At 74.8% G+C, this 25,969-nt stretch carries 20 protein-coding genes and 2 tRNA genes; 6 read left to right on the plus strand and 16 right to left on the minus strand.

From position 1 onward, the window contains the following. Positions 1-5: 5 nt before the first annotated feature. From hemW to rosag_RS19770, 8 genes are all read right to left on the minus strand, one after another. Entirely contained in the window at positions 6-1,130 is a 1,125-nt protein-coding gene (gene hemW, locus rosag_RS19735; RefSeq protein WP_284351890.1) for a radical SAM family heme chaperone HemW, read from the minus strand. Positions 1,131-1,199: 69 nt separating this feature from the next. After that, entirely contained in the window at positions 1,200-2,300 is a 1,101-nt protein-coding gene (dprA, locus tag rosag_RS19740) for a DNA-processing protein DprA (protein WP_284351891.1), read from the minus strand. A 30-nt stretch (positions 2,301-2,330) separates the two neighbouring features. Further along, positions 2,331-3,353, minus strand: a complete 1,023-nt coding sequence (gene obgE / locus rosag_RS19745) for a GTPase ObgE (RefSeq protein ID WP_284351892.1) — start codon at positions 3,351-3,353, stop codon at positions 2,331-2,333. 29 nt (positions 3,354-3,382) lie between these two features. Then, positions 3,383-4,096, minus strand: a complete 714-nt coding sequence (locus rosag_RS19750) for a carboxymuconolactone decarboxylase family protein (protein ID WP_284351893.1) — start codon at positions 4,094-4,096, stop codon at positions 3,383-3,385. Beyond that, entirely contained in the window at positions 4,093-5,082 is a 990-nt protein-coding gene (locus tag rosag_RS19755; RefSeq protein WP_284351894.1) for an asparaginase, read from the minus strand. Before rosag_RS19755 ends, rosag_RS19750 begins: the two co-directional genes overlap by 4 nt. 67 nt (positions 5,083-5,149) lie before the next feature. Continuing rightward, a complete protein-coding gene (locus tag rosag_RS19760; RefSeq protein WP_284351895.1) occupies positions 5,150-6,127 on the minus strand; it encodes an MlaD family protein in 978 nt (325 codons plus the stop codon). A 40-nt stretch (positions 6,128-6,167) separates the two neighbouring features. Then, positions 6,168-7,070 (minus strand): ABC transporter ATP-binding protein, encoded by a 903-nt coding sequence (locus tag rosag_RS19765; protein WP_284351896.1) that lies wholly within the window; start codon positions 7,068-7,070, stop codon positions 6,168-6,170. Then, the gene (locus rosag_RS19770; RefSeq protein ID WP_284351897.1) at positions 7,067-7,879 is read right to left on the minus strand and encodes an MlaE family ABC transporter permease; all 813 of its coding nucleotides are present in this window, start codon (positions 7,877-7,879) and stop codon (positions 7,067-7,069) included. The genes rosag_RS19765 and rosag_RS19770 overlap by 4 nt, the downstream gene beginning before the upstream one ends. A 167-nt stretch (positions 7,880-8,046) precedes the next feature. Here rosag_RS19770 and rosag_RS19775 point away from each other — a divergent pair, with 167 nt between their 5' ends. From rosag_RS19775 to rosag_RS19790, 4 genes are all read left to right on the plus strand, one after another. After that, complete coding sequence (locus rosag_RS19775; RefSeq protein WP_284351898.1) at positions 8,047-9,090, plus strand: bifunctional heptose 7-phosphate kinase/heptose 1-phosphate adenyltransferase; 1,044 nt, start codon at positions 8,047-8,049, stop codon at positions 9,088-9,090. Between the two features lie 13 nt (positions 9,091-9,103). After that, positions 9,104-9,176, plus strand: a tRNA-Ile gene (locus rosag_RS19780). Positions 9,177-9,287: 111 nt separating this feature from the next. Beyond that, a tRNA-Val gene (locus rosag_RS19785) sits at positions 9,288-9,361 on the plus strand. A gap of 46 nt (positions 9,362-9,407) precedes the next feature. Then, entirely contained in the window at positions 9,408-12,107 is a 2,700-nt protein-coding gene (locus rosag_RS19790; protein WP_284351899.1) for an SLBB domain-containing protein, read from the plus strand. Between the two features lie 10 nt (positions 12,108-12,117). Here rosag_RS19790 and rosag_RS19795 read toward each other — a convergent pair whose 3' ends face one another. Then, entirely contained in the window at positions 12,118-13,707 is a 1,590-nt protein-coding gene (locus tag rosag_RS19795) for a capsule assembly Wzi family protein (RefSeq protein ID WP_284351900.1), read from the minus strand. A 132-nt stretch (positions 13,708-13,839) separates the two neighbouring features. On the opposite strand from rosag_RS19795, the gene rosag_RS19800 reads away from it, so the two are divergent. Together rosag_RS19800 and rosag_RS19805 are read left to right on the plus strand one after the other, a co-directional pair. After that, positions 13,840-15,414, plus strand: a complete 1,575-nt coding sequence (locus rosag_RS19800) for a capsule assembly Wzi family protein (RefSeq protein WP_284351901.1) — start codon at positions 13,840-13,842, stop codon at positions 15,412-15,414. After that, complete coding sequence (locus tag rosag_RS19805) at positions 15,411-16,379, plus strand: class I SAM-dependent methyltransferase (RefSeq protein ID WP_284351902.1); 969 nt, start codon at positions 15,411-15,413, stop codon at positions 16,377-16,379. Before rosag_RS19800 ends, rosag_RS19805 begins: the two co-directional genes overlap by 4 nt. Positions 16,380-16,397: 18 nt before the next feature. Here the strand turns inward: rosag_RS19805 and rosag_RS19810 are convergent, their stop codons facing one another. Genes rosag_RS19810 through rosag_RS19840 form a run of 7 tightly spaced genes read right to left on the minus strand, consistent with a single transcriptional unit; the run spans position 16,398 to position 25,900 of the window. After that, entirely contained in the window at positions 16,398-17,942 is a 1,545-nt protein-coding gene (locus tag rosag_RS19810; protein WP_284351903.1) for a flippase, read from the minus strand. Positions 17,943-17,964: 22 nt separating this feature from the next. Further along, positions 17,965-19,875 (minus strand): hypothetical protein, encoded by a 1,911-nt coding sequence (locus tag rosag_RS19815; RefSeq protein WP_284351904.1) that lies wholly within the window; start codon positions 19,873-19,875, stop codon positions 17,965-17,967. Beyond that, the gene (locus rosag_RS19820; protein WP_284351905.1) at positions 19,872-20,786 is read right to left on the minus strand and encodes a glycosyltransferase family 2 protein; all 915 of its coding nucleotides are present in this window, start codon (positions 20,784-20,786) and stop codon (positions 19,872-19,874) included. Before rosag_RS19820 ends, rosag_RS19815 begins: the two co-directional genes overlap by 4 nt. Further along, a complete protein-coding gene (locus rosag_RS19825; protein ID WP_284351906.1) occupies positions 20,783-21,850 on the minus strand; it encodes a glycosyltransferase family 9 protein in 1,068 nt (355 codons plus the stop codon). Before rosag_RS19825 ends, rosag_RS19820 begins: the two co-directional genes overlap by 4 nt. Continuing rightward, a complete protein-coding gene (locus tag rosag_RS19830) occupies positions 21,847-23,175 on the minus strand; it encodes an O-antigen ligase family protein (protein WP_284351907.1) in 1,329 nt (442 codons plus the stop codon). Before rosag_RS19830 ends, rosag_RS19825 begins: the two co-directional genes overlap by 4 nt. Continuing rightward, on the minus strand, positions 23,160-25,175 hold the full coding sequence (locus rosag_RS19835) for a GumC family protein (RefSeq protein WP_284351908.1): 2,016 nt from the start codon (positions 25,173-25,175) through the stop codon (positions 23,160-23,162). Before rosag_RS19835 ends, rosag_RS19830 begins: the two co-directional genes overlap by 16 nt. Continuing rightward, on the minus strand, positions 25,172-25,900 hold the full coding sequence (locus tag rosag_RS19840) for a polysaccharide biosynthesis/export family protein (protein ID WP_284351909.1): 729 nt from the start codon (positions 25,898-25,900) through the stop codon (positions 25,172-25,174). The genes rosag_RS19835 and rosag_RS19840 overlap by 4 nt, the downstream gene beginning before the upstream one ends. Between the last annotated feature and the right edge of the window lie 69 nt (positions 25,901-25,969).

Here is a 25,969-nt window from a genome sequence, read left to right on the forward strand (position 1 = left end):
CAATCCTAGGAACGACTTCGGGCGACCGTCAAGTCCGCCGCCAGCGCGTCGAGCCGCAGCCAGCCCGGCGCGGTGAGCCGCAGCCGATCCCCGATGCGCTCCGCCCACCCGGCCTCCTGCCAGCGCGAGGCGCGCGAGACCTCGGACGCGTCGAGCACGAGCCCGTCGGTCGTCCGCAGGCCAAGGTAGACCGACTCGGCCGTCCGCATCTCGGTGTCGAGCGTCTCGCGCCCCTCGACGGGATCGCGCCCCTCGGCCACCACGCGGACCCAGGAGGCGTAGGCGGCGACGTTCCAGCGGCGCTCGGTCCCATCGAAGCCGTGCGCGGACGGACCGAGGCCCAGGTAGGGCGCGCCCGACCAGTAAGCGGAGTTGTGGCGGGCGCGCTTTCCGGGCTTCGCGAAGTTCGACACCTCGTAGTGCTCATAGCCCGCGGCCGCGAGCGCCTCGTGCGCGTGGAGGAACTCGGCCGCGTAGCGGTCCTCGTCGGCCTCGCCGACCTCGCCGCGGTCGGCCCAGCGGCCCAGCGGCGTCCCGGGCTCGACCGTGAGCCCGTAGAGCGAGAGGTGGCTGGGCCCGAGCGCGAGGGCGCGCGCGACATCCGCCTCCCAGTCGCGCGGCACCTCGGACGGCAGGGCGAAGATCAGGTCCAGCGAGAGGTCGTCGATGCCGCCGGCGCGCGCCGTCTCGATGGCGCGGGCTGTCTGCCCGCCGTCGTGCGTGCGGTGCATCCAGCGCAGCGCCGCCTCGTCGAAGGTCTGGCCGCCGAGCGAGAGGCGATTCACCCCGGCGGCGCGCCAGGCGGCGACCGCACCGGCCGTCACGTCGTCCGGATTCGCCTCGATGGTCACCTCCGCCCCGTCCGCGAGCCGGAACCAGCGAGTGACCAGCGCGACCCCGCGCGCGACGCCCTCGGCGCCCAGGCGCGACGGGGTGCCGCCGCCGAAGTAGAGCGTGTCGATCTCGGGGCGCGCGTCGGTGGACGGCGCAGGGCCCAGGCGGAGCGTGAGCTCGCCCTCGAGGGCGCCGAGGTACTCGTCCACGGGCACGCGCGCGCGGACCGCGATGGCGAAGTCGCAGTACGAGCAGCGGCGCGCGCAGAAGGGGACGTGGACGTAGACGTGGCGCAAGGACGGCGGACGGCGGGGCGGGCTTCCGGGCCCGGCAATGTACCCCTCTGGGCCTCCGAGGGTGCGCGCTCAGCGCCGCGCGATCTCGCCGCTCCAGCGGCTCTCGACGAGGCCGGCCAGCTCCAGGGCGGTCAGCGCGGTGATGCAGCGCTTCACCGGGAGGCCGGTCCGCTCGACGAGCGCGTCCGCGCCCGGCGCTGGAGCGCACAGCGCGTCCCACAGCGCGCGCTCGTCGGGGCCGAGGCCGGCCGGCGCGACGGCGGGAGCCCGACCAGCCGCCGCCGTGGAGGGCCGGGCCGCGACGCCTGCCAGCGCGAGCACGTCGTCCACCGTGGCGACGAGCTGCGCGCCGTCGCGGAGCAGCGCGTTGCCGCCCGCGGCGCCCGGGACGTCGATCGGTCCCGGGACCGCCGCGACCGTGCGACCGAGGTCCGCCGCGACGCCCGCCGTGATCAGCGCGCCGCTCTTCACGCCCGCCTCGACGACCACGGTGACGCGCGCCAGCGCCGCGATGATGCGATTGCGGCGTGGGAAGGCGCCCGGCGTCGCGACGGCGCCGGGTGGCGCCTCGGAGAGCACGAGGCCATCGCGGACGAGCCGCGCGTGCAGCGCCCGGTGGGCGGTCGGGTAGGCGACGTTCGCGCCGGTACCCAGGACCGCGATCGAGGGCGCGCCGGCGTCGAGCGCCGCCTCGTGCGCCGCGCCGTCGATCCCGCGCGCCATGCCGCTGACGACCACGACGCCAGCGCGGGCGAGGGCGGCGGCCATGGCGCGGGCGCAGCGCAGCCCGTAGGCCGAGGGCGCACGCATCCCGACCAGCGCCGCCGCGGGTGCGGCGACGTGTGACAGGTCACCCGCGTACCAGAGCGCGGGCGGGGCGTCGGGCAGGTCGTACAGCGACGCGGGATAGTCCGGCTCCCCGAGCAGCGTCAGCGCGAGTCCGGCCACGCGAGCGCGCCGCAGGCGCTCCTCCGCCTCGTCGAGCAGGGCGGCGCGTGCGCTCGATGCCGGCGCCTGCTCGCGGAGCGCGCGGCCGGCGCGTCCGTCGTGCCGGGCGAGCAGCGCGCGGAAGCGCACCGGGCCGACCGTGGGCGCGCACGCGAGGGCGAGCGCGAGGCGGCGGTCGTCGGGCGCCGGGGGGTGGTCGCCCGCGATCGGGAGCGTGGTCATCGCGGTCGACTCCGGGCGCGCCGGCGCGAGCTACGGCAGCTCGAGCGTCGTCGTCGCGCGGCGCTCCTGCTCCTTGCGCATCCCCTGCAGCTGCCCCCACCAGCCGCTCAGCAGCTCCTCGAGGCCCTCGCGCGCGGCGGCGCTGATCGCGAACGATCCGAAGCTGCCCGGCGCCTCGATGGGCGGCTTGTAGTCCTCGCCCAGCAGGTCGAGCTTCGTGAAGACGACGCAGTGCGGCTTGGCGGCCAGCTCCGCGGAGTAGGTGGAGACCTCGCGCCGCAGCTGGTCGTACTCCGCCTGCCAGTCCATCGCGTCGATCGGGATCATGAACGCGAGGACGCGCGTGCGCTCGATGTGCCGGAGGAACTGGAGCCCGAGCCCCTTCCCCTCCGCCGCGCCCTCGATGATGCCCGGGATGTCGGCCACGACGAAGGTGCGCTGCCCCGTCATCTGCACGACGCCGAGGTTTGGTGCGAGCGTCGTGAAGGGATAGTCGGCGATCTTCGGGCGGGCGGCCGAGATGACCGAGAGGAGCGTCGACTTGCCGGCGTTGGGCTGGCCGACGAGGCCGACGTCGGCGATGAGCTTCAGCTCGAACTCGATCGAGCGCGCCTCCCCCTCCTCGCCCGGCTCCCACTCGCGCGGGGCCTGGTGGGTGGCGGTCGCGAACTTCGCGTTGCCGCGGCCGCCGCGGCCGCCGCGCGCGATCGTGATCTGCTGCCCGTCCTCGACCAGCTCGCCCAGGAACTCGTTCGTGGTCGCGTCGCGGATCACGGTGCCCGGCGGCACCGGCATGATGACGTCCGCACCCGAGCGGCCGGTCTTGTTGGAGCCCGACCCGTGCTCGCCGCGCTCCGCGCGCCAGGCGTCGCGGTACGTGTAGTCGAGCAGCGTGGCGAGGTTGCGGTCGGCACGGACGATGACGTCGCCGCCGCGGCCGCCGTCGCCGCCGTCGGGGCCGCCCATCGGGACGAACTTCTCGCGGCGGAAGGAGCTGGCGCCTGAGCCGCCGGTGCCGGCTTCCACCTGGACGACGACGCGATCGATGAACATCGGGAGTGCGGTGGTGAGCGCCGTGGGCGTCAGGTGGCGTGCTGCGTCGCGCGGACGTGCGACCAGAGGTGCTGCGCGTGCGCGAGGGCGTCCGGCGACATGAGGTCGGCGAGCGCGTCGAGCGCCTCCTCGACGAGCTGCGCGGACGCGCCCACGTGCAGCGCGCCGTGCAGGTGCGAGTGGAGCTGGCGATCCTGGCGGCCGACCGCGCAGACCGCGATCACGCACAGCTCGCGGCGCACGATGTCGAGCCCCGGGCGCGACAGCACCTTGCCGTAGCCGTCGACGATCATCCACATGTCGAGCGCGGGGTGCAGCGCGGCGATGTTGGGGCGGAGCCGCTCGTAGAACGGGCCGTACACCGCCGCGCAGGTCTCGACGCCGTCGGCCGCCCACTGTGGCGCCGCGTCGATGTGCGCGCCCGGATCGTCCTTCGGCGCCTTGCGGCCGGACGCCCGCCGCCACTCGCGCATCGCGTTGAGCGTGCGCGGGAAGCCCGCGAACAGGTAGCTCTGCAGGATCAGCTCCTCGACCCACTCGCCCGGGATCTCCGCCGCGGCCTTCACGAGGGCGGCGCGCATCGTCGCCTCGTCGCTGGCGGCGATGATCGCCGCCAGCCGCACGAGCGCCCGCGTCGGCGCATCGAGCGCCCCGAGCATCGCATCGGACGACGCCTCGGACCCCATCGTGGCGACGCGCGCCGGCTCCTGGCGACGCGCGGCGCCGGTGTCGGACGCGCTCACGCGGCGGGCACCAGCTCGCCGACCACCTCGCCGCGCGTGTTGCGCACGGGCTTGGTGAGGAACTCCGCGAGGCGCGGCGTCAGCCGCTCGGGCAGCACGTCGAGCGCCTGCAGCAGGCGGAGCACCGCCGGATACTGCGCGCGCTGTGCGCCGTCCTCGACCTTCACGGCCAGCCCGAGCCCGCGCGAGGGCACCGCCACGCTGTGCACCCCTTCGGCGCCGATCTTCACCAGCAGCTCGCCGTCGGTCTCTTCCATCATCACGGTGTCGAAGCGGTCGGTCCCGCCCACGAGGAATGGACGCGTGCGCATGGCGTGCACGATGCGCGCGGGGACGTCGTCGCCCGCCGCGTACGCGGCTCCGAGCCGCGCGTACGCGCGCGCCATCGCGTCGAGGGGCATGGCGTAGACCACGACGCCGCAGCCGTCGACCGCGCACGCGATGCGCTCGCTCGGGACGCCGGACCAGCGCGCGACGGCCTCGGTGCAGGCGCGCTGCACGCGGTGCTCCACGCGCTCGTACCCCTCCCGCGGCCACCCCTCGGCCACGGCGCGCGCGAGCATCGCCGCGTGCTTGCCGGAGCAGTTGTTGTGGAGGCGCGTGGGGCGCAGCCCCGCCTCGCGGAGGACGCGGGCGCCGCGCGCGGCGAGCGGCTCGTGCGGGCCGCACGCCAGGTCGCCCTCCTCGAGACCGAGCGAGGCGAGCATGCCGGCGGCGATGGCGACGTGCTCGGGCTCCCCGCCGTGCGAGGCGCAGGCGAGCGCCAGCTGGTCGTCGCCCCACCCCACGCGATCGAACCCGCCGTCCTCGACGAACGGCATCACCTGGAACGGCTTGGCGCACGAGCGCCAGAACGTGACCGTCTCGGGGTCGCCGGCGGCCGCCACGAGACGGCCGCTCGCGTCGACCGCCGCGGCGTGCACCCGGTGCCGGGATTCGACGACGCCCCCGCGCGTGGCGACGACGTCGAGCGTGAGGGTACGCATGCGAACAAGCTAACGACCCCCTGCACCCGGCCGGCAGCGGTGCGACGCGCCCGGCCGCGACGCCGCCTCAGAAGACCTTGATCAGCCCCTTCGTGTAGCGGCCCGGGTTGCGGCGGACGTCGGCGAGGATCGCGTTCAGCTCCGTCAGCGCGCGGTTGAGCTGGTCGTAGCCTTGCTGATCCGTCAGGAGCTTCGCCGCCATGCCGTTCCCCTGCGTCATCAGCTTCATGAGCGAATCGGCGCCGGCGGTGATGCCGAGCATGCGCACGTAGAGCGAGTCGTCGCGCAGCAGGCGGCCGACCGTGCCCTCCGAGCGGGCGATCTGGTTCGTGAGCGTGTCCAGCGTGCCCGTGACCCGCACCAGGTTCGCGTAGAGCGCGGGGTCCTCGAGCAGACGGCCGACGGTGCCGTTCGGGTTCTGCATCCGGCGCAGCAGCGCGTTCGTCTGCGTGAGCGTCGTCGTGAGCTCGTCGTACAGCAGCCGGTTCGTCACCAGCTGGCCGACCGTGCCCTCGCCCTTGGCGATGCCGCCCGTGATGCCGCGCAGGTCCTTGGTGAGCCCGACGACGTCGCCGACCGCGCCCGACGCCTGGCCGATGATCTGGTCGTAGTCGAGCGACGGCGCGAGCGGCAGCGTGTCGCCGGGCGTCAGCACGGCGTAGCGCGGCGTGCCGGGCGAGATGTCGAACACCTTGTCGCCCAGCAGGCCCTGCGTGCGCAGCTTGGCGCGCGAGTCGGCGCGGATCTGCTCGCGCACGTCCTCGCTCAGCTCCACGGTGACGCGCAGGTTGCGCGTCGTGTCGGCGTCGGGCGCGAGGAACTGGATGTCGGTGATGCTGCCGACCAGCTGCCCGGCGACCGTCACCGAGCCGCCCACGCGCAGCCCGTTCGCGTTCGGGATGAAGGCGATCAGCTTGTAGCGGTCGCCGAACAGGTTGGCCGCCTCGCCCAGCTTGTAGCCGCCGAAGCCGAGGATCGCGAGCGCGACCAGGATCACCGCGCCGACGCGGAGCTGCTCCCAGGTGATGACGCTGTTACGGCGCATGCGGCGCTCGGGGCTCGGACGTGGATGAGAGGGGCATGGGCTAGAAGCCGCCCAGGAAGTCCTGGATGTAGCGGTCGTCGCTGGCGGCCATCTCCTCGGGCGTGCCGAAGAAGCGGATGTGCTTGTCCGCCAGCACCGCGACCTGGCTGGCCATGCGGAAGACCGACCGGATGTCGTGCGACACGACGATGCTGGTGACGTGCAGCTCGCGCTGGAGCTTCATGATCAGCCGCGTGATCGTGCCCGTCGTCAGCGGATCGAGCCCCGAGGTCGGCTCGTCGTAGAGCATGATCTGCGGGTCGTTCGCGATCGCCCGCGCGACGCCGACGCGCTTGCGCATGCCGCCCGAGAGCTCCGACGGCAGCTGCTCCATCACGCGGTCGGGCTCCAGGTCCACGAACTCCAGCTTCTCGCGCACGCGCCGCTCGATCTCGTCCTCGTCGTACTCGGTGTGCTCGCGCAGCGGGTAGGCGACGTTCTCGTAGACGGTCATCGAGTCGAACAGCGCCGCGCCCTGGAACACCATCCCCATGCGCTTGCGGACGCGGAGCGCCTCCTGGAACGACAGCGACGCGATGTCCTCGCCGTCGACGTAGACGCGGCCGCTGTCGGGCTGCAGGTGGCGCAGGATCAGCTTGAGCGTCGTCGACTTGCCGGTGCCCGACTCGCCGACGACGGCGATCGTCTCGCCGCGCTGCGCGAGGAACGACACGTCCTCGAGGATCTGGTTCTCGCCGAATCCGAGGAACACGCGCTCCAGCTCGATGATCGCGCCGGCCGCGGGCCCCGGATCCTCGGCGCGCGGCCGCTCCGCCGTGGTGCCGTCGTGGAGCGAGTCGCGGATCGTCTGGCGCACGCGGCGCTCCGCCGTCTCGTCCATCGGGCGTCCGTCGCTGCGGCGCTGGCCCTCGCGGGCGTCGGTGGCGTCGTCGCGAGGGCTCACGTGCCGAGCACCGAGAGGAGGATCTGCGTCAGGAAGTAGTCGCTGATCAGGATCGCGATGCTCGCCGACACCACCGTGCGCGTCGTGGCGATGCCGACGCCCTCGGTGCCGCCGGTGGTCGCGAGCCCGTGATAGCACGCCGTCGTGGCGATGATGCCGCCGAACACGAACGGCTTGATCAGCCCCTGGATGAAGTCGTTCGGGACGTAGCCGAAGGAGAAGCCGCCGCCGGCGATCTGCTCCCACACGGTGCGCCAGTAGAAGGTGCTCGGCAGCCCCACGTAGACGCGGGCGATCAGGTTGCCGCCGAGGATCCCGACCATGTCGTTGATGACCGTCAGGATGGGCAGCATGATCAGCCCCGCGAGCACGCGGGGCGTGACGAGCTTCTTGATCGGGTCCGTGCCGAGCGTGTTGAGAGCGTCGATCTGCTCGGTGACCTTCATCGACCCGATCTGCGCGGCGACGCCGGAGCCCACGCGGCCGGCGACCATGAGGCCCGCGAGCACGGGCCCCAGCTCGCGGATCATGGAGGCGGAGACGAGGCTGCCGATGTACTGCGTGGCGCCGAACGTCCGCAGCTGCACGGAGGACTGGAGCGCGAGCACCATCCCCGTGAAGAAGCCGGTCAGCAGGACGATGCCGAGCGACTGCACGCCCATCGCATCCATCTGCTGCACCAGGTCGCCCGCGTAGAACGGGCGCGCGAACACGAAGCGGATCGCGTTCCACGCCAGACGGACGTAGTTCTGGACGCCGAGGACAGTGCCCTGGGCGGCCGCGTTCAGACGGGCGGCGAGTGCGGTCACGCGTGGGAGCGAAGGGGGCGCCGGAGGCCGGCTGCGCCGCGGAAGGGCAAGCCCCGTGCCCGTGGCGAGCCGTGGCGTAAGGGCGCCGGGGGTGCGCGTGAGGACGCGCGACGACGCGCGGCGCCTCGCGTTGACCCTCCCGGCCGGCCCGGATAGCGTTCCCGCCCATGTCCGTCCCCCTCTCCCGCGCCCGCCTCGAGGCCCTCCTCGCCGCCGCCCCCGCCCAGCGCGTCGTGATCGTCGGCGACGCGATGCTCGACGTCTACCTGCGGGGGGACGTGGAACGGATCTCCCCGGAGGCGCCGGTCCCGGTGGTGCGCGTGCGCGAGCGGAAGGACGCGCTGGGCGGGGCGGCCAACGTCGCGCAGAACGTGGCGGCGCTGGGCGCCGGGTGCGCGCTGGTGGCGGCCGTCGGCGACGACGTCGCGGGCACGCGCCTGCGCGGGATGCTGGGCGCGATCGGCGCGGACACGGAGGCGCTGGTGCAGGTGGGGCGGCCCACCACCACCAAGACGCGCGTCCTGGCGCGCGCGCAGCAGGTGGTGCGCTTCGACGAGGAGGACGACGCGGACCTCGACGATGCCGACGTGGCGCGCGTCCTCGACGCGGTGCGCGCGGCGCTCGAGGGCGCGACCGCGCTGGTCCTGGAGGACTACAACAAGGGCGTCCTCGTGCCCGGCGTGATCGGCGAGGCGATCGCGATGGCGCGGGCGGCGGGCATCCCGGTCGTCGTCGACCCGAAGTTCCGCAACTTCTTCGCGTTCCGCGGGGCGACGGTGTTCAAGCCGAACCGCCGCGAGCTGGAGGCGGCGCTGGGCGCGGCGGTGGACCTCGCGCACCCCGAGGCGCTCCCCGCGACGCTGCAGCGCCTGGGCGTCGAGCACCTGCTGCTCACCCTCGGCGAGCACGGGATGGCGCTGCTGTCGGGTGCCGGCGAGCCGTTCCGGGTGCCGACGACGGCGCGCGAGGTGTACGACGTGGTGGGCGCGGGCGACACCGTCACCGCGTTCCTCGCCGTGATGCTGGGCGCGGGCGCGACGCCGCAGGAGGCCGCAGTGGTCGCGAACTTCGCGGCCGGGGTGGAGGTCGGGAAGCTCGGCGCGCAGTCGGTGAGCGCGGCCGAGGTGCTGGAGGCGTACGACCTGTTCACGGCGCACGAGGCGGCCGCGACGGGCGGCGTGACGCTCGTCGAGCCGGCGCTCACGAAGTAGGTTGGCTCGGTCGGGGCCCTTAGCTCAGCGGTTAGAGCAGCGGACTCATAATCCGTAGCGCGTGGGTTCGAATCCCACAGGGCCCACTTGGATCGCACGAGCGCGGCGCGCGTCGCCGAACGGCGCGAGACACTTCCGTTCCCGGCCTCGGCCGCTTACAATCCGGGTCCGCACCGCTGGCTCGCCGGCGTGCGTTCGGGCGCATAGCTCAGCTGGTTAGAGCGCTGCTTTCACACAGCAGAGGTCCGGGGTTCGAGTCCCTGTGCGCCCACTCCTCCCCTCGCGACGATCCGTCGCTACGAGAGCAATCCGAAGACATGCGTCTGCGCCTCGCTAGGCCGCTGCTCACCGCTGCGGCCCTTTTCGTTTGTGCCCCCTTCGCCGGCGCGCAGTCGCCGGCGCGGCCCACGCCCGGACAGGCGGAGGAGATCCTCCGCAGCCGCCCGGACCTGCAGACGCAGCTCCAGCAGCGCCTGCGCAGCAGCGGCATGACGCCTGACCAGGTGCGCGCCCGCCTGCGCGCCGAGGGCTACTCGGAGTCGATGCTCGACGCCTACCTGCCCGGGAGCGCGGGGCGCCGCGCGACGGGCGCCGCCGCGCCCTCCAGCGCCGAGCTCCTCGAGGCGATGGAGATCCTCGGCCTGGCGGAGGAGGACGAGCTGGATGCGCTGCGTCAGGCGCAGGGCGATTCGCTGGGCGGGCGCTTCGGCCAGGACTCGACGCGACGCGTGCGGCGTCCGACCGGCCTCCGCACGGGCGCGCGCGACTTCCTGCCCGATACGCTGCCGGTGGACACGCTGCGCCTCACGGATCCGGCGCGGCTCCCCGACACGACGCGCGGCGCGGCCGTCGACTCGGTGCGCCGCCGCTACTACGGCGACGCGGCCGCGGAGCGCGACTCGCTCGCGCGCGAGCGGCGCCGCCGCGAGCTGCGCGCGCAGCGCGACAGCGGGCTCGCGATCTTCGGCCTCGACCTGTTCGCCAACGGCACGTCGCTGTTCGACGCGAACCTCGCGGGCCCGGTCGATCGCAACTACCGGCTCGGGCCGGGCGACCGCCTGATGCTGCTGCTGACGGGCGACGTCGAGCAGGCGTATCCGCTGACCGTCACGCGCGAGGGCTTCGTCGTCATCCCGCAGGTCGGGCAGCTGTTCGTCGCGAACATGACGCTGGCGCAGGTCGACGACCTGCTCTACCAGCGACTGGGCCGCGTGTACTCGGGGGTGCGGCGCGGCGGCGGCACGACGCGCTTCTCGCTCTCCGTGGTGCAGCTGCGCAGCCTCCAGGTGTTCGTCGCGGGCGACGTCGAGCAGCCGGGCAGCTATCGCGTGTCGAGCGCCGGGACCGCGCTCACCGCGCTCTACGCGGCGGGCGGTCCGACGGAGGCCGGCTCGCTGCGGCGCATCGAGGTGCGCCGCGGTGGCCGCGTGGCCGGCACCCTCGATGTCTACGACTACTTGATCCGCGGCGACGCGTCGGGGGACGTGCGGCTCGAGTCGGGCGACGTGGTGTTCGTGCCGCCGCGCCTGGCCCGCGTGCGCGCCGTCGGCGAGGTGCTGCGCCCCGCGACGTACGAGCTGAAGCCCGGCGAGACGCTGGCGGACCTGATGCGCAGCGCGGGCGGGCTGACCGCGCTCGCCGCGCCGCGGCGCATCCAGATCGACCGCATCGTCCCGCCCGCGCAGCGCGCCGAGGGCGGGCGCGACCGCCTCACGGTGGACGTGGCGGCGGAGGCCGCGGCGCCTGCCCTGCCCCTCGTGAACGGCGACGTCGTGCGCGTCTTCCGCATCGCGGAGCGCGTGCGCAACCGCCTCACCATCGTCGGCAACGTCTGGACGCCCGGGCCGCAGGGCTACCGGCCCGGCATGCGCCTCTCGGACGCGCTCCGGGCCGCCGGCGGCGTGAAGCCCGACACGTACCTCGGCCGCGTGCTCGTCGCGCGCCTGCAGCCCGACTCCACGCGCGTGCAGCTGCGCGCGATGCTGCGCGACACCTCCGGTGCCGTGCTGCAGGACCTGGAGCTGCGCGAGGACGACGAGATCCAGGTCTTCTCGACGACGGCGTTCCGGCCGGAGCGCTACGTCGCGATCGCCGGCGCCGTGAAGAAGGGCGGCCGCTTCAGGTACCGCGAGGGGATGACGCTGCGCGACCTGACGCTGCTCGCGGGCGGACTGGAGGAGGGCGCGCTGCTCACGGAGGCGGAGGTCGCGCGCCTGCCCGAGAGCCGCGCCAACGGCGTCACGGCGACCACGGTACGCGTGCCGCTCGACTCGACGTACGTGAGCGAGCGCGGCCCGGGCGGCGACGTGGATGCGCCGCCGGGCGTGCCCGCGCCGGCGAGCGGCGCGGCCGAGGTGACGCTGGAGCCGTACGACCAGGTGCTGATCCTCCGCCAGCCGGACTTCGCGCTGCAGAGCAGCGTCTGGCTCGGCGGCGAGGTGCGCTATCCGGGCCGCTACGCGCTGCGCTCCAAGACGGAGCGGCTGAGCGAGGTGATCGCGCGCGCGGGGGGCACGACCCCGGAGGCCGACCCGAACGGCGTCGAGTTCTTCCGCCACCGCGAGCGCCAGGGGCGCGTGGGCGTGGACCTGCGCGGCGTGCTGCGCGACGCGCGGAGCCGCGAGAACCTGCCGCTCGTCGACGGCGACTCGATCGTGGTCGCGCCGCGCGTGCCGCTGGTGATCGTGGACGGCGAGGTCAACGCGCCGACGTCCGTGCCCTTCGTGCCCGGCGCGAACCTCGACTACTACATCCAGGCCGCCGGCGGCCGCGGTGCGCGCGCCGACGTCTCCCGCGCGTACGTGACGCAGCCGAACGGCAAGGTGGCGGGCGTGCGGCGCCGGCGCTGGCTGCCGGACGACGTGCCCGATCCGCTGCCCGGCGCGCGCGTCTACGTGCCCGCCCGGCCCGTGGAGCCGATCCCGGAGAACGTCGGGCAGACGCTGACCGCGATCTCGCAGATCGTGGGCGTGATCAGCGCGCTGGTGTTCGCGTACGTGGCCATCCGGCGCAACTGACCGGCATCGCCTACCAGGCGACGCGGGCGCCGGCCTGCAGCCGCAGCCCCACCGCGTCGCGCCGGTAGTTGCGATTGAGCTCGTACACGAGGGTCGCGCCGCCCAGCAGGTCGACGGGGCCGCGGAAGAGCGTGGCGGTGGACGTGAGCGCGTACTGCACGTCCACCGAGTCGGGCGACGCGGCGCCCTCGCGCAGCGACGACAGGCGCAGCACGCGGCTCAGGTCCGCGCTCACGCGCCCGCGCGGCGTGTAGTGGTCCACGCCGACGCTGGCGCCCGCGCCGCCCATCGCGGCGGTGGAGCCGAGCGGGCGCCCGCGCTGCGTGTGCCCCTGCACCAGTTGGCTGTGCTGGTAGAGGCGCGCCTGCGGCCGCACGCGGTCGATGTGCGAGAGCCGCGCGTTGACGAGCTCCCCCCACACCAGCGTGCGCCGCACCGAGTCGCGGGCCAGCGCCTTGCGCAGCCCGAGCCCGTAGCCCGACGCGTGGTCGGGCTCCACGATCAGGTCGCGGATGTCGAGCGCCGCGTCGTTGCGGAGGTACTCGCCGTACACCTCGACGCCCGCGCGCGGCAGCCGCCAGCGTCCGTAGAGGCTCGCGAGCTCGTTCTGCACGTCGAACTTCGGGTTCTCGGGATCGTCGATCTCGAGGTTCCCCGCCTTGAACAGGAAGCCGCGCAGCGGCAGCAGTAGGTCCTCGCGCGCGCCGCGGTAGCCGCGCCACGGGCGGTGGAAGAAGCGTGTCGCGCCGAGCTCCAGCTCTTCGAGCCCGCGCGGCGTGAACGCCACGAGCATGGCGTGCGCGCCGCGGTACGGGGTCGAGAAGCCGATCGGCGAGACGGGGCTCTCGTCCATGCGCCCCGCGATCAGCGCGCCGTGCACGCGGCCGATGCCGATCGACAGCGGGCGCGCGGTCCCGAAGAACGCGTGCAGGAAGCCGGGGCCCTGTCCGCCGAGCATCAGCGGGTGGCGCGTCATCGGGCCCCACGCGAGGGGCGCGGTGCTGCCACCCGCCGTGAGGCCGAAGGCCGTCAGCCGCACCTCGGAGGTGCCGAGGTCCACGCGCTGGTACGCGCCCGCGCCGAAGCGCTGCGGGTTGTCGACGAACTCCGGCTCCAGCGGATCGCGGAAGCGCGCATCACCCGCGCGACGCTCGTCGTACAGGGGGAAGGCGTCGTTCTGCGCGCGGAAGGCGACGGGGGCGACGCGCACGTGCAGCGGACCCGCGAGGAGTCCGACGCCACCCTGCATCGCGACGGTCGCCCCGCGGCCCGCCCACACCGGCCCGTCCTCGGGCGACTCGATCGGGAACGCGCTGCCGTACACCATGCGCACGGTCGGGCGGAGCCAGTAGATTCCGCGCGCCGGCAGCGAGTCGGGGCGACCGAAGCGGGCGCGCCACGGATGCGCGGCCGCGCTGCGCGCGAGGCGCAGCAGCTCCGCGGGTGGGAGCGGACGCACGGTGAGCGCGACGGGCGCCGCGCCCGAGTCCAGCTGCAGCGCGCGGAGGTACGCTTCGAGCTCGCTGCCCACGGCGGCCTCCTGCCACGAGGGACGCAGCGCGGGCCGCTGCGCGGCGAGCGCGCGTGGAAGCGCGAGCACGGCGGCAGACAGCACGACGGACGACGCAACCGCGACGCGAGGACGATGCACGACGAGGCAACCGGGAAGCGAGCGCACGAGCGGACGGCGGGCCGGCCGCGGGGACCGCGTGAATCTAGCGCGGGCACGCGGGTGGTCACGGCGGTCGTCCTGCTGGCCGGCGTCGCGCCCGTCGTCCACGGCCAACGCCCGGCGCGTCCCGCTCCCGCGTGGGCGACGCTGCGTCCGCTGGTCGGCGCCGGCGACGACCGCGCCCGCGACGCGCAGCTGAAGGGCGACGCGCGCACCGACGGCTACCTGCTCCGCTCCGGCACCGCGAACCCGGACTCCGCGCCGTCGGGGCTGCGCGTGGTCGCTCCCGTGCTCCGCATCGCGTACAACTCCGCCCTGCCCTATGGCCTCAACGACGGCGCGGCGTGGGCGGGACGCGGCGCGTCCGCGCTCGTGCGCGCAGGCGCCGAGCTGCGCGCGGGCCGCGTGCGGCTGGTGCTCGCGCCCGAGCTGGCGGTCGCGGCGAACGACCCGTTCGAGTTCCGCGCGCTGGACTCGGCGGGACACAGCCCCTTCGCCTCACCGTTCTACGTGGGGCGTGCGTCGATCGACCTGCCGACGCGCTTTGGCGACCGCCGCTTCGCGCGCCTCACGCCCGGTCAGTCCACGCTCGCGGTACGCGTCGGCGGCGCCGAGGTGGGCGCGAGCAGCGAGAACTCGTGGTGGGGCCCCGGCCAGTGGAACGCGCTCGTGCTCGGCCCGAGCGCGGAAGGCTTCCCGCACCTCTTCGCGCGCACGCGCCGGCCCGTGCGCACGTGGCTCGGCGAGGTCGAGGCGCGCGCGCTGGCGGGCGTGCTGACGCCATCCATCTACCTCGATGCGGAGCTCCTCGACACGCAGCGCGCCTTCAGCGGCGTGGCCGCGACGCTGCGGCCGGCGCGCGTGCCGAACCTCACGCTGGGCGTCGCGCGCACCGTGGTGACGTCGATCGACCGCGACGGGGAGTTCCTCGGCCACTTCGCGGACGCGGTGACGGTTTGGAGCCCCACGCCCGACGGCGACGCACGGCCGCGCGGTGACCAGCTGACGGGATTCTTCGCGCGCTGGCGCCTGCCCGAGGAGGGCACGGAGCTGTACGGCGAGTGGGCGCGCAGCGGCACGCCGCGCTCGGTCCGCGACTTCTTCCTCGTGCCGCACGACGGGCAGGCGTTCACGCTCGGCGCGCGCGTGCTGCGCCCGCTGGGCGCGGGCGGGCGCGCGGTGCGCGTGCAGGCGGAGCTGACCGACACGGAGCAGTCGCTGGCGATCCGCGATCGCCCACAGCCGGCGCCATTCTACACCGGCCTCGCCACGCGCGAGGGCTACACCAACCGCGGGCAGCTCCTGGGCGCCGCGATCGGGCCCGGCGGCTCCGCGCAGTGGCTCGCCGCAGACCACGTGACGCGGCGCACCTCGCTCGGCCTGCTCCTCGGCCGCATCCGCTGGAACAACGACGCGCTGTACCAGCAGCAGAACCCGACGTTCCTGCGCCACGACGTGAGCACGCTGCTGGGCGCGCGCGCGACGTACGGCACGCGCGCCTTCGACCTGCGCGGCGAGGCGACATGGGCGCGGCGCTACAACTACCTGTTCCAGAACGGCAGCGCCAATCCCGGTGGACGGCGCACGGTGGACGTCACGAACCTGACGTTCGGGCTTGCCGTCGAGCCGCGATGAGCGAGGCGACGGCGAGCGACGCCGTGGCCTGCCTGGTGTGCGGCGCGCGCGCGTGGGGCGCGCGCCTCGAGGCGCGCGAACGGCAGTTCGGGCTTCCGGGCTCGTTCACCTACGCGACGTGCACGGCGTGCGGGTCGCTGCAGCTGCTCGACCCGCCCGCCGATCTCGCGCCGTACTACCCTAGCGGCTACTACAGCTTCGACGGTGGCGACGACGGGGGCCTCGTCGCGCGGATCAAGGCGGCGGCGTCGCGCTACGGCGTGACGGGGCACGGCATCGTCGGGCGGGCGGCCGCGATGGTCGCGCCACCGCCCACCGCCGGCATGCACGCGTGGCTCGCGCGCGCCGGCGCGACGGCTACCGCGCGCATCCTGGACGTCGGCAGTGGCGGCGGCGCGCTGCTCCGCGCGCTCGACGCGGCGGGCTACGCGCACCTCACCGGCGTCGATCCGTTCCTGGGCGGCGACGCGCGCGTCGGGCGCGTGTCCCTGCGACGATCGACCGTGGAGCAGCTCGCGCGCGAGGCGCACGGCGCCTTCGACCTCGTGATGATCCACCACGCGCTGGAGCACGTGCCGGCGCCGCGCGAGACGCTCGCCGCGATGCGCGCGCTGCTCGCACCGGGCGGTCACTGCCTGGTCCGCGTCCCGCTCGCGCCGTCGTGGGCGCTGGAGCGCTACGCCGATCGCTGGGTGCAGCTGGACGCGCCGCGGCATCTCGTGATCCCGTCGGAGCGCGGGCTCGTGGCGCTGGCCGCGGAGGTCGGTCTCGCGCTCGACGCGAGCCGCCACGACTCCGAGGCCATTCAGGTCTGGGGAAGCGAGCTGTATCGCCGCGACGTCACGCTGAGCGCCGGCGCGCGCGAGGTCGGGTGGCTGGCGAAGCAGCGCGGGCGTCGCTTCGCGCGGCGGGCGAACGCGGCGCGGCGCGGCGACCAGGGCGCGTTCCTCTTCCGCGCCGTCTGATCGCGCGCGAGCCGGCGCTCAGGCCGCGTCGGTGACCGCGGGCGCGCCGCGCCGCACGCGCGCGCGCATCATCGCCTGCACCAGCGCGCGCTCGTCCGGCGCCACGAGCCGCGTCCACACGACGACCGCGAACGCCACGAGCGCGGCGACCGCGTAGGCGACGCGCAGCGCGCGCGTCGGCAGGAAGGCAGGCAGCAGCAGGAGCGGCGTGCCGACGAGCGTCAGCACCGCGAGTCGTCGCAGCACGACGCGCGCCTCGGGAACCACGCGCCCGCCCATCCAGAGCAGCGCGGCCGTGTCGAAGGCGACGCGCGCGCCCCATGCGACGACGACGCCCACCGCGCCGAGTCCGTGCAGGAGCGCCCAGAGCGCGCCCAGATACGGCACCAGCTCGACGAGGTGCAGCTTGCCGGTGACGTCCGCGCGCCCGGTCGCCTGCAGGAGCGTGTACGCGATCTGGCCGGCGATGTTGATGAACACCGCCACCGCGAGCCCCTGCGCGAGCGGCGCCGCGTGCCGCGCGAAGTCGGCGCCGAGCCAGACGCCGAGCCACTCGGGCGCGAGCGCGATGATCGCGAGCGCCGCCGGGAACACGGCGAGCAGCCCGGCGCGTCCACCGCGGTCCAGCAGGAGCGCCGCCTGCGCCCGGTCGCGCTGCACCGCGACCGCGAGCGCCGGGAAGAGCACGGGCAGCAGCACCGACGTCACGATCCAGAGCCGCGTCACCGCCTCGTACGCCGTCGCGTAGTACGTCACCGCCGCGATCGAGAGGACGGCGCTGACCGCGAAGCGGTCGAGCGAGTACATGAGCGGGCTGACGACGTTGCTCACGGTCATCCACCCTCCGACCGCGAGCAGCGGGCGCACCATGGCACGGTGGGGCGCGACGACGTGACGAACCGGCGGGAAGGCGCGGCGGCACTGCACCACGTGCGCCCACCAGAGCAGCGCGCGCCCGAGCGCCAGCACGCCCACCGTCGCGGGCAGCGTCGCGGACCACGGCAGCACCGCGAGCGGGCCGAGGAAGGTCAGCAGCGCCAGCGGAACGCGCAGCGCGTTGACGCGCGCGAAGTCCTGCGTCGCCTCGAGGATGCCGCGGAAGCCCGCCGTCGAGACCGTGAAGGGGATCGCCAGGCCGAGGATCTGGAACGCGCGCACGCTCTCGGCCTGCAGCGCGGCCGGGATCTTCAGCACGCCGGTCACCAACCATGGCGCGAGCAGCGCGATCGCGAGGCCGCCGGCGATGCCGAGCGGCGCCATGAGCCAGAGCGCGGTCCACGTCAGCGCCGGCAGCTCGTCGTGCGCCTCGCGGCCCAGACGCTCCGACACGAGCTGCGTCAGCGCGCGCCCGAGCCCGAGGTCGAAGAGGCTGAAGTAGCCGACCATCGTCCACGCGAGACTGAGCACGCCGAAGCGCTCGGTGCCGAGCGCGTGCACGAGCACCGGGATCGCTCCCAGCGCCAGCACGACCGGCAGCAGCCAGCCGAGCGCGTTGAGGCCGACATTGCGCACGAGCAGGCGGCCGCTCGCGAGGCGCTCGGGTCGGAGCTGGGAGGTCGGCACGGCGCGGCGGTCAGCGCGGCGGTCAGCGCGGCGGCGCGAGGCGCCAGACGTCGCGGAGCCGCACCTCGTCGGTCTCGAACGTCGGCAGCCGGACGCCGGTGAACACCGTGTCGCGCAGCGGCGCGGGGGGCACGATGCGCAGGTCGCCGATCACCTCTCCGCTCGCGAGCGGCGTGGGCGCCAGGCGGAAGCGTCCCGCCGCGTTGCTCGTCTCGACCAGCAGGCTCTCGGCCACCGCGATCCCGCCCGTGCGACGGAACTCGATGCGCGCGCCCACCACCGGGCTGCCGTCGCTCGCCTGCACCTCGCCCACGTAGAGCAGGCTGGGGCCGACGCGGAACTGGCCCGCGAAGCGCACGCTGTCGGCGTCGAACGTCGAGAGCCGCACGCTGCCGATCGGGACGTCGCGCGTGTCGCCGGGGGCGCGCGCGGTCAGCACGCCCTCGACGGTGCCCTCCTCGCGCGTGTCGGGCGAGAGCGCGAAGCCGCCCCAGTCGAGCGTCCGCACGGTGAACGTGTCGGCGCGCAACGCGATGCCACCGGTGCGACGGAAGCTCACGCTCCATCCCGCCGCCGCCGCGCCCGTGGCGCGCTGCACCAGCTGCCCCGCGTACGAGAGCTGCTGTCCGACGCCAAACCTGCCGAGGAAGCGCACGGAGTCGTCGGCGCTCGCGCGCACGCGCACGCCGCGGAACGTCACCGGCGCGGCCGGGCCGCCGCGGCTCACCGTGAGGTCGCCGATCACGTCGCCCGTCGAGTCGGCGAGCAGCGTGAGGCCGAAGCGTCCGTCGCTCGTGCTGCGCGTCTGCACCGTCGCGGGCGTGGCCGCGACGCCGCCGGTGCGCGTGAAGGTGACCTGCGCGTCCGCCAGCGGCGAGCGGTCGCCGCGATACACGAGCTCACCCGCGGCGACCGCCTGGATGCCGATGCCGAGCACTCCGAGGAAGCGCAGCTCGTCCGAGTCGTAGACGGGCAGGCGCACGCCGCGGATCACGAACGGAGCCGCGAGGCCGCCTCCTCGCACCGTGAGGTCGCCGACGGCCTCACCCGCGGCCTCCGTCTGCGGCACGGGCCGGAGCAGGACGCGCCCGTTGGCGTCCGTGGCAGCGGTGAACACGGGCGTCGACAGCAGCACGCCTCCGGTGCGCCGGAACTCCACGGTCGCGCCGACGAGGGGCCGATTGGTGCCGCGCTCGCGCACCTCCGCCACGTACTCGAGCGTGGCGCCGACGCGGAACGAGCGGTCGAACGTGGGCAGGCGATCGGTCAGCCGTACCGGAAGGCGCACGCCGCGGACGACGTAGGGCCTCGGAAACTGCGGCGCCGTGAGGGTGAAGTCGCCGACGACCTCGCCCGCGTCGAGGGTCGTGCGCTCCAGGTAGAAGTAGCCGTCGGGGCCCGCGGCGGTGTACGCCGTGTCGCCACCGGCCAGCCGCGCGCCGGACGTGCGGACGAAGCGCACGTTGCTGTACGCGAGCGGGACCCCGAGGCGCCGGTAGACCAGCTCCCCGACGTAGTCCACGAAGGGCTGCGTGACGTACGTCGGCAGCAGGCCGCCCCCACCGCGGACGGTCGACGGCGTCAGGTGCACCCCGGTCACCACGTAGCCGGGCAGCCCGGGCGGACGCACCGCGAGATCGCCCACCACGTCGCCCTCGTCGCCGGCATCACCACGCAGCTCGTACCGTCCGCTCGCGTCGGTGCGCGCGACGATAGAGTCACCGGCGAGCGCGGACCCGTTGGTGCGCCGGAAGACGATCGACACGCCGCTCGCGGCGCGCCCGGTCGTGAAGTCGATCACCTTCCCCGCGTAGCTGACGTGGCTCTCGACGCGGCAGCCCGCGACCTCGCCGACGCACGGATCGCACGCCGCCACGAGCGCGGCACCCACGATCGCGGCCGCGCCCAGCGCGCGTGCGGCGCGCGCGCTCACGTCAGCGCCCCGCGCACGATCGCGCGCGCCCGCGCCCAGTCGCCGCGCAGCGCATAGCGCGCGAGCAGGCCCACGCGCGTGGCGTAGAACCATGCGGCGAAGCGCGCGCGCACGAGCGGCCCCGCGCGCAGCGCCATGAAGCGGCGGCGGTTGCGGTCGCGCTGCGCGATCTGGAACGGCGACGGCTCCGCGCCGGCCGGCGGCACCTTGTGCGCGAGCCGCGCGCGCGGCTCGTAGACGAGCGCGAAGCCCGCCTCGCGCAGGCGGTACGACAGGTCCACGTCCTCGTTGTAGGCGAAGAAGCTCTCCTCGAACCCCGACACGGTCTCGAGCGCGTGCCGCGTGATGAGGAAGCAGCACCCCGTCATGAACGTCACCGGCGCCGGCGCGTCGTGCCCGCGATCCGGCGCGTACTCGGCGCGGTGCAGCCCGGCGCCGCGCGCCAGCGCGAGGTCGCCGCCCGCGTACCAGAGCGTGTCCGGCTCGCCGTGCACGAAGATCTTGGGCGCCACGCCGCCGACGCGCGCGTCGGCCTCCGCGGCCTCCACGAGGTGCGTGATGAGGTCGGGCTCGACGACGGTGTCGTTGTTCAGCACGACCACGTGGTCCGCGCCGTGCGCGAGCGCCCACTCGAAGCCGCGGTTGTTGCCGCCGGTGTAGCCGAGGTTCGCGCCCGTCTGCAGGTACGGGAGCTCGGGAAAGCGCGCGTGCAGCCGCGCGCCCGACCCGTCGGGCGAGCCGTTGTCGACCAGCAGCACGGTGAGCCGCGGCCAGTCGCAGCGCGCGAGCGACTCCAGGCACGCCGCGGTGTCGTCCTCACCGTTCCAGTTGAGGACGATGACGACGACGTGCGCGGCGGTGGTGCGCGTCGTGTCCGCGTCGAGCGCCTGCTCCTCCGGCCGCGCGGTCACGCGCGCACCTCCGCCGGCGACGCGGACTGCGCCATCGCGAGCGCCGCCTCCTCCACGCGCGCGACGCCGAGGTCCTGCATGCACCGGTTGTCGCGGCAGGGCGCGACCTCGCGGCCGTCGTAGCACGGACGGCACGCCAGCGCCGCCCCGCCCCACAGCACTGTCGTGCGTGCGTCCTCGGGCGCGAAGTCGTGCGGTGACGTCGGGCCGAAGAGCGCGACCAGCGGCGCGCGCACGAGCCGCGCGAGGTGCATCGGCCCGGTGTCGTGCGACACGACGACGTCGGCGACTTCCAGCACCGCGGTCGACTCGACGATGCGCAGCCGGCCCAGGCGATCGATCACGGGCACGTCGGCGAACGCGGGCAGCACCTCGCGGTCCGCGGCGTCGCCGACCAGCACGACCGCGTGGCCGCGCGCGTGGAGGCGCCGCGCCAGCTCGACGTAGCGTTCGACCGGCCAGCGGCGCTGCGGCGTGTCGCGCAGCGCGTTGCGCGCGCCGCCGGGCACGAGCACCGCGATCGCCCGCCCGTCCGCCTCGGGCACGAGCGCGCGTCCCTCGGGCAGCCGCCCGCGCAGGTCGGCCAGCTCCCATGTGCGCGTGACGGGACCCTCGTCGGGGTAGCCGAGCGCGAGCCGGACGTACTCGTCGGCGAACCAGCGGCCGGCGACCGGCAGCGGACGCGCCGTCGTGCCGCGGCGCATGCGACGCCGGCGGCCCCGCGCGGGGAGCGCCAGCACGCCGTAGCGCGCGTCCTGGTGCGCGATCACGACGTCGTCGAAGCGGCGGCCGGCGAGCGGCCGCCAGGCGGCGAGCACGGCGCGGGTGCGCGCACCCAGGCCGCCGCGCAGCAGCGCGCCCGCGTCGACCGGGAGCACCTCGTCCACGCCGGGAAAGAGCCGCACGAGCTCCGCGAGCCCGTTCGCGCACACCCACGTCACGCGGCACGCCGGATCGCGCGCCTTGAGCGCCGCGGGCGCCGCCGACGCCAGCACGACGTCGCCGAGCGCCATCAGCTTCACGAACAGGATGCGGGCGCCGAGCGGCGCGGCGTCGGTGCTCACGCCGCCTCCCGCTCGGCGACCGCGCCGTCCAGCACGAGGACGCCCGGCAGCGCCCAGAGGATCCAGAGCGGCTCGAGGAGCAGCGGCAGCAGCAGGCTGTTCACGAACAGGCTGTGCACGACGATCGCCGCCATCGCCGCGACCGCGCCCACGGCCACCGCGCGCTCCTCGGCCGTCACGCTCACCGAGCGCCACACGGCGCGCGCGCGCGACACGATCCCGCCGAGCATGCCGAGGTAGATCCCGAGGCCGATGCAGCCCGTCATCACGGCGATGAAGAGCAGCCCGCCGTCGAGCGAGAACGAGAACGCGCCGCGGCCGGCCTCGTAGCCGTAGGCGCGCTGCGCGAAGCCGTAGGTGTTGAACCCGACGCCGATCAGCAGGTTGTCGCGGAAGAGCTCCAGCGCGCGCAGCCACGAGACCACGCGTGAGACGGCCGATGCGTCGACCGAGAGCTTGCCATAGGTGCGCGCGAACGAGAGCAGCGCCGGCAGCGCGGCCAGCAGCAGCGCGCCGAACGCCAGCCCGATGCGCACGATGCGCCGCGTGAGCCCCGCGATCCCGACGACGACGCACACGCCGACGAACGCGGCCAGCATCGAGCTGCGCGACGCCGTCAGCACCAGCGCGACGGCCAGCAGCGCGATGTGCAGCCGCGACACCGCGACGCCGCACGACTGCCGCGCCAGGGCCAGCAGCAGCCCGATGGCGATCAGCGCGCCGGCGAAGTTGGGGTCGAGGAAGCTCGAGACGAGCCGGTGCCCCTGCGGATCCCAGTCGATGTAGAGCGCCGACTCGGGATAGACGATCTGCGCGAAGCCGGGCAGGAAGATCGACTGGAAGATGCCGAACGCCGCGAAGGCGAGGATCACGCGCTCCAGGGTGCGCACCACCGCCAGCACGTCGCGCCGCCGGAGCGTGTTGACCGCGAGCACGTAGACGCACAGGTAGACGAGCCAGCGCACCAGGTACGCGAGGCTGAAGCCGACCTCCGCGGCGCTGAGCCCGAAGCGCGGCATCGCCAGCACCGCGGACGTGCCACCGACGAACGCGAACAGCAGCGCGCGGCGCGTGACGCCATCGAGGATCAGCGAGCGGCCGCCCACGCACGCGAGCGCGCCCGCCGACAGCAGCAGCAGGACGACGAGGTCGTTGAACGAGAGCGGCGCCTCGCGCGCGCCCGACGTCAGCGCCGGCAGCCGCACGAGGTTCCCCGCCAGCAGCGCCCACAGCGCGGCGCGCAGCAGTGTGGCGACGCGGATCGGCGCGACGCGCGCCGTCGGCGACGCGGCCGCCGCGCCGCCCACGGTCACCGGACCACGCACGCGACCAGCTCACCTCCGGCCAGTCGCACCGCGGCCGCCGCGTCCTCGACGTCGGAGCGCGCCGTGCCTGCGCGCACCGCCAGCACGACCGGCGTGCCGCGCGCCAGGCGGGCGGCGACGCCCGCGCCGCTGTCCAGCGGCGGCAGCGCGACGAAGCCGTCGCCGTCGCCGTCCGCGGGACCGATCGAGTCGAGGACCGACGCGTCCGCGCCGACGAGCGCGGGCGCCATGCGACGGCCGCCGACGCGCGTCGTGGCGACCGGTGCGGGCGCGGAGGCACCGAGCCAGCGCGCCGCGTCGTGCGCCAGCTCGGCGTCGTCCAGCGGGACGATCAGGCGCGCGTTGGCGCGGGCGATGGTCGCGAAGAACAGCGGACGTCCAGCGCCGAGGGGCGCCGCGGGCACGCCGAGCATCCGGCCCACCTCGTCCGCCGTGCGCACGCGCGGCGAGAGGAAGCCGACCGCGAGCGCGCCGAGCGTCCCGAGGGCGAGGCCGGCGAGCAGGCCCGTGGGCAGCACGATCGACGGACGCGGGAAGACGGGCTTCTTCGGCACGAGCGCGGCGTCCACCTGGCGCACCTCCCCGCCCTCGCCGATCGCCGCCATGCGCGCGTCGAGGAGCTGCGTCTGCAGCGCGAGCGCCGTCTGCCCCAGCCGCTTCACCTCGCGCGTCAGCCGCGTGAAGCTCTGCGCCTCGGCCGGCAGCGCGCTCAGCGACGCGTCGAAGCGCGCCGCCTGCCCTTCGAGCTCGGCGCGCTGGCGACGGAGCGACTGCGCGTACGCGTTCCCCATCGGCAGCAGCTGCCGTTCGAGGTCGGCGGCGCGCGTGCGCATCACCGTGACCTCGGGATCGGCCTCGGTGCGGCGCTCGCGCAGCGTCGCGAGCTCGGTCTCCAGCTCGGCCAGCTGGCCGAGCATGTCGTTGATGGCCGAGCTGCGGAGGAAGCTGGGATACGCGGCGAGCTGGCGCGCGCTCATCGTCCCCTCGCCCACCTGCCGCAGCAGCTGCTCCAGCGCCACGCTCTCGACCTGGTTGGCGGCGAGCGACTCGCGGATCTTCGAGGCGGCTTCGAGGTCGATCTTCCCGACCAGCTCCGGATCGACGACGCCGCTGCTCTCCTGGTAGCGGCGCAGCGCCGCCTCGGCGTCCGTCAGCTGCCGGCCGACGCTGTCGACCTGCGCCTCCAGGAACTCGGCGCGGTGCTGGTTGACGCCGCGGTCCGTCGTGCGGCGGCGCTCCAGGTAGACCGCGACCACCGCGTTCGGCACCGCGCCCGCCGAGAGCGAGTCGGGCGCCGCGTAGCCGACGCGCGCCACCTCGCCACCCGCCTTCTCGACCGACACGCGCTCGCCGAGGCGCTCCAGCGCGTCCTCGCGGTCGAGGAGCTGCACCTCGAAAGCGGGCGGTAGCGTGCCGCTCGCGAGTGCGAGCGTGCCGTACGGCGTGACGAGCGGGCGCCCCGCGGCCACCTCGCCGTTCACGTCGCGCCCCGTGACGCGATAGCGGTCGGCGGCGGCGCGCTCGAAGCGCAGGCGCACCTTGCGGAAGCTGCCCGGGTACGGGCGTGGCGCGAGCAGTCGCCACGGTGGGATGCCGGCGGGCGACAGCACGCGCACCTGCAGGCCGAGCGAGTCGCTGACCGTGCCGAGCACCGCGCGGCTCTCGAGGATCTGCAGCTCGGTCTCGAGCGGCGACTTCATGGCCGAGCCGAGGCTCGCCGGCGCCAGCTCCGCGGGGACGCCGAGGCGGCTGAGCAGCGAGCCGCCGCCCTCGTTGCTGCTGCGCAGGAGCACCGTGGCACCGCCCGCGAAGCGCTTGGGCGCGTACGCGACGATCGCCGCGGCCGCCGCGAGCCCGAGCAGCCCGGCGCCGAGGATCCAGCGCCGGCCGCGCCGCAGCGCGCCGCCGATCTCCGCCAGGTCGATGACGTCCGTCGCCGCGCGGCGCGGATCGGGGCCCACGCGCACGACGGTGCCGTTGCCGTTCGCCTCGCCGCTCATCGCCGGAACGCGGAGACGAGCACGGAGACCGCGACCGCGGCCGACGACACCGCGGCGAGCGCGTTGCGCGCGAACCACCCCTTGCGGCCGACGACGATCTGGTCGCCCGAGCGTACGGGCGCGACGGTGCTCTGGATGTCGTTCCAGCGGCCGAGTCGCACGCGCTCCCCGTCGCGCACGATCTCGATGCGGTTCGGGTCCCCCTCCTCGTCGATCCCGCCGGCCTGCGCGATGAGGTCGCGCACCGTGCTCACCGGCTCGACGAACAGGACGTCGGGCTTCCGCACGGCGCCCAGGACCGCGACGCGGCGGAGGACGATGACGTCGACCACCGGCTCGCGCAGGTAGACCGCGAGGCGCGCGCGCACCGAGTCGCGCAGCGCCCGCGGCGCGAGGCCGGCCACGTGCATGGGGCCGATGCGCGGCAGCGTCGCGAACCCGGTCGCGTCCACCGGATAGGCGTCGCTCCAGGTGGGCTCGCGCCAGACGCGCAGTACGACCTTGTCGCCCGCGCCCACCGGATCGTCGCTCCCCGCCACGGCGGCCGTCGGCGCCGGTACCGGCGTCCCCGCCGGCGTCTGCGCGCGCACCACCGGCGCTGCCGCGAGCAGCACGCCGAGCGCGGCCACGATGGTCCGGGCGCGGCGCGGCGCGAGGGACCGACCGTCGGCGCTGGAATTGGTCGTGACGGGCGCCGAATGGCGCGGGTATGGACGACGACGCATAGCTAGGTGATGCTAACCGGCCAGGCCTGGGGACGACAGGGACCGGCCAGTCGTCCTGCCGGGTGGGGC

The sequence above is a fragment of the Roseisolibacter agri genome, assembly GCF_030159095.1.
Taxonomy (GTDB): Bacteria; Gemmatimonadota; Gemmatimonadetes; order Gemmatimonadales; family Gemmatimonadaceae; genus Roseisolibacter; species Roseisolibacter agri.

Bases quoted from the DNA above. Each gene is read 5' to 3' on its own strand.
- rosag_RS19760 (WP_284351895.1), bottom strand. From the start codon at position 6,127: ATGCGCCGTAACAGCGTCATCACCTGGGAGCAGCTCCGCGTCGGCGCG.
- rosag_RS19805 (WP_284351902.1), top strand. From the start codon at position 15,411: ATGAGCGAGGCGACGGCGAGCGACGCCGTGGCCTGCCTGGTGTGCGGC.
- rosag_RS19790 (WP_284351899.1), top strand. From the start codon at position 9,408: ATGCGTCTGCGCCTCGCTAGGCCGCTGCTCACCGCTGCGGCCCTTTTC.
- obgE (WP_284351892.1), bottom strand. From the start codon at position 3,353: ATGTTCATCGATCGCGTCGTCGTCCAGGTGGAAGCCGGCACCGGCGGC.
- rosag_RS19755 (WP_284351894.1), bottom strand. From the start codon at position 5,082: ATGCGTACCCTCACGCTCGACGTCGTCGCCACGCGCGGGGGCGTCGTC.
- dprA (WP_284351891.1), bottom strand. From the start codon at position 2,300: ATGACCACGCTCCCGATCGCGGGCGACCACCCCCCGGCGCCCGACGAC.
- rosag_RS19775 (WP_284351898.1), top strand. From the start codon at position 8,047: ATGTCCGTCCCCCTCTCCCGCGCCCGCCTCGAGGCCCTCCTCGCCGCC.
- rosag_RS19840 (WP_284351909.1), bottom strand. From the start codon at position 25,900: ATGCGTCGTCGTCCATACCCGCGCCATTCGGCGCCCGTCACGACCAAT.
- rosag_RS19835 (WP_284351908.1), bottom strand. From the start codon at position 25,175: ATGAGCGGCGAGGCGAACGGCAACGGCACCGTCGTGCGCGTGGGCCCC.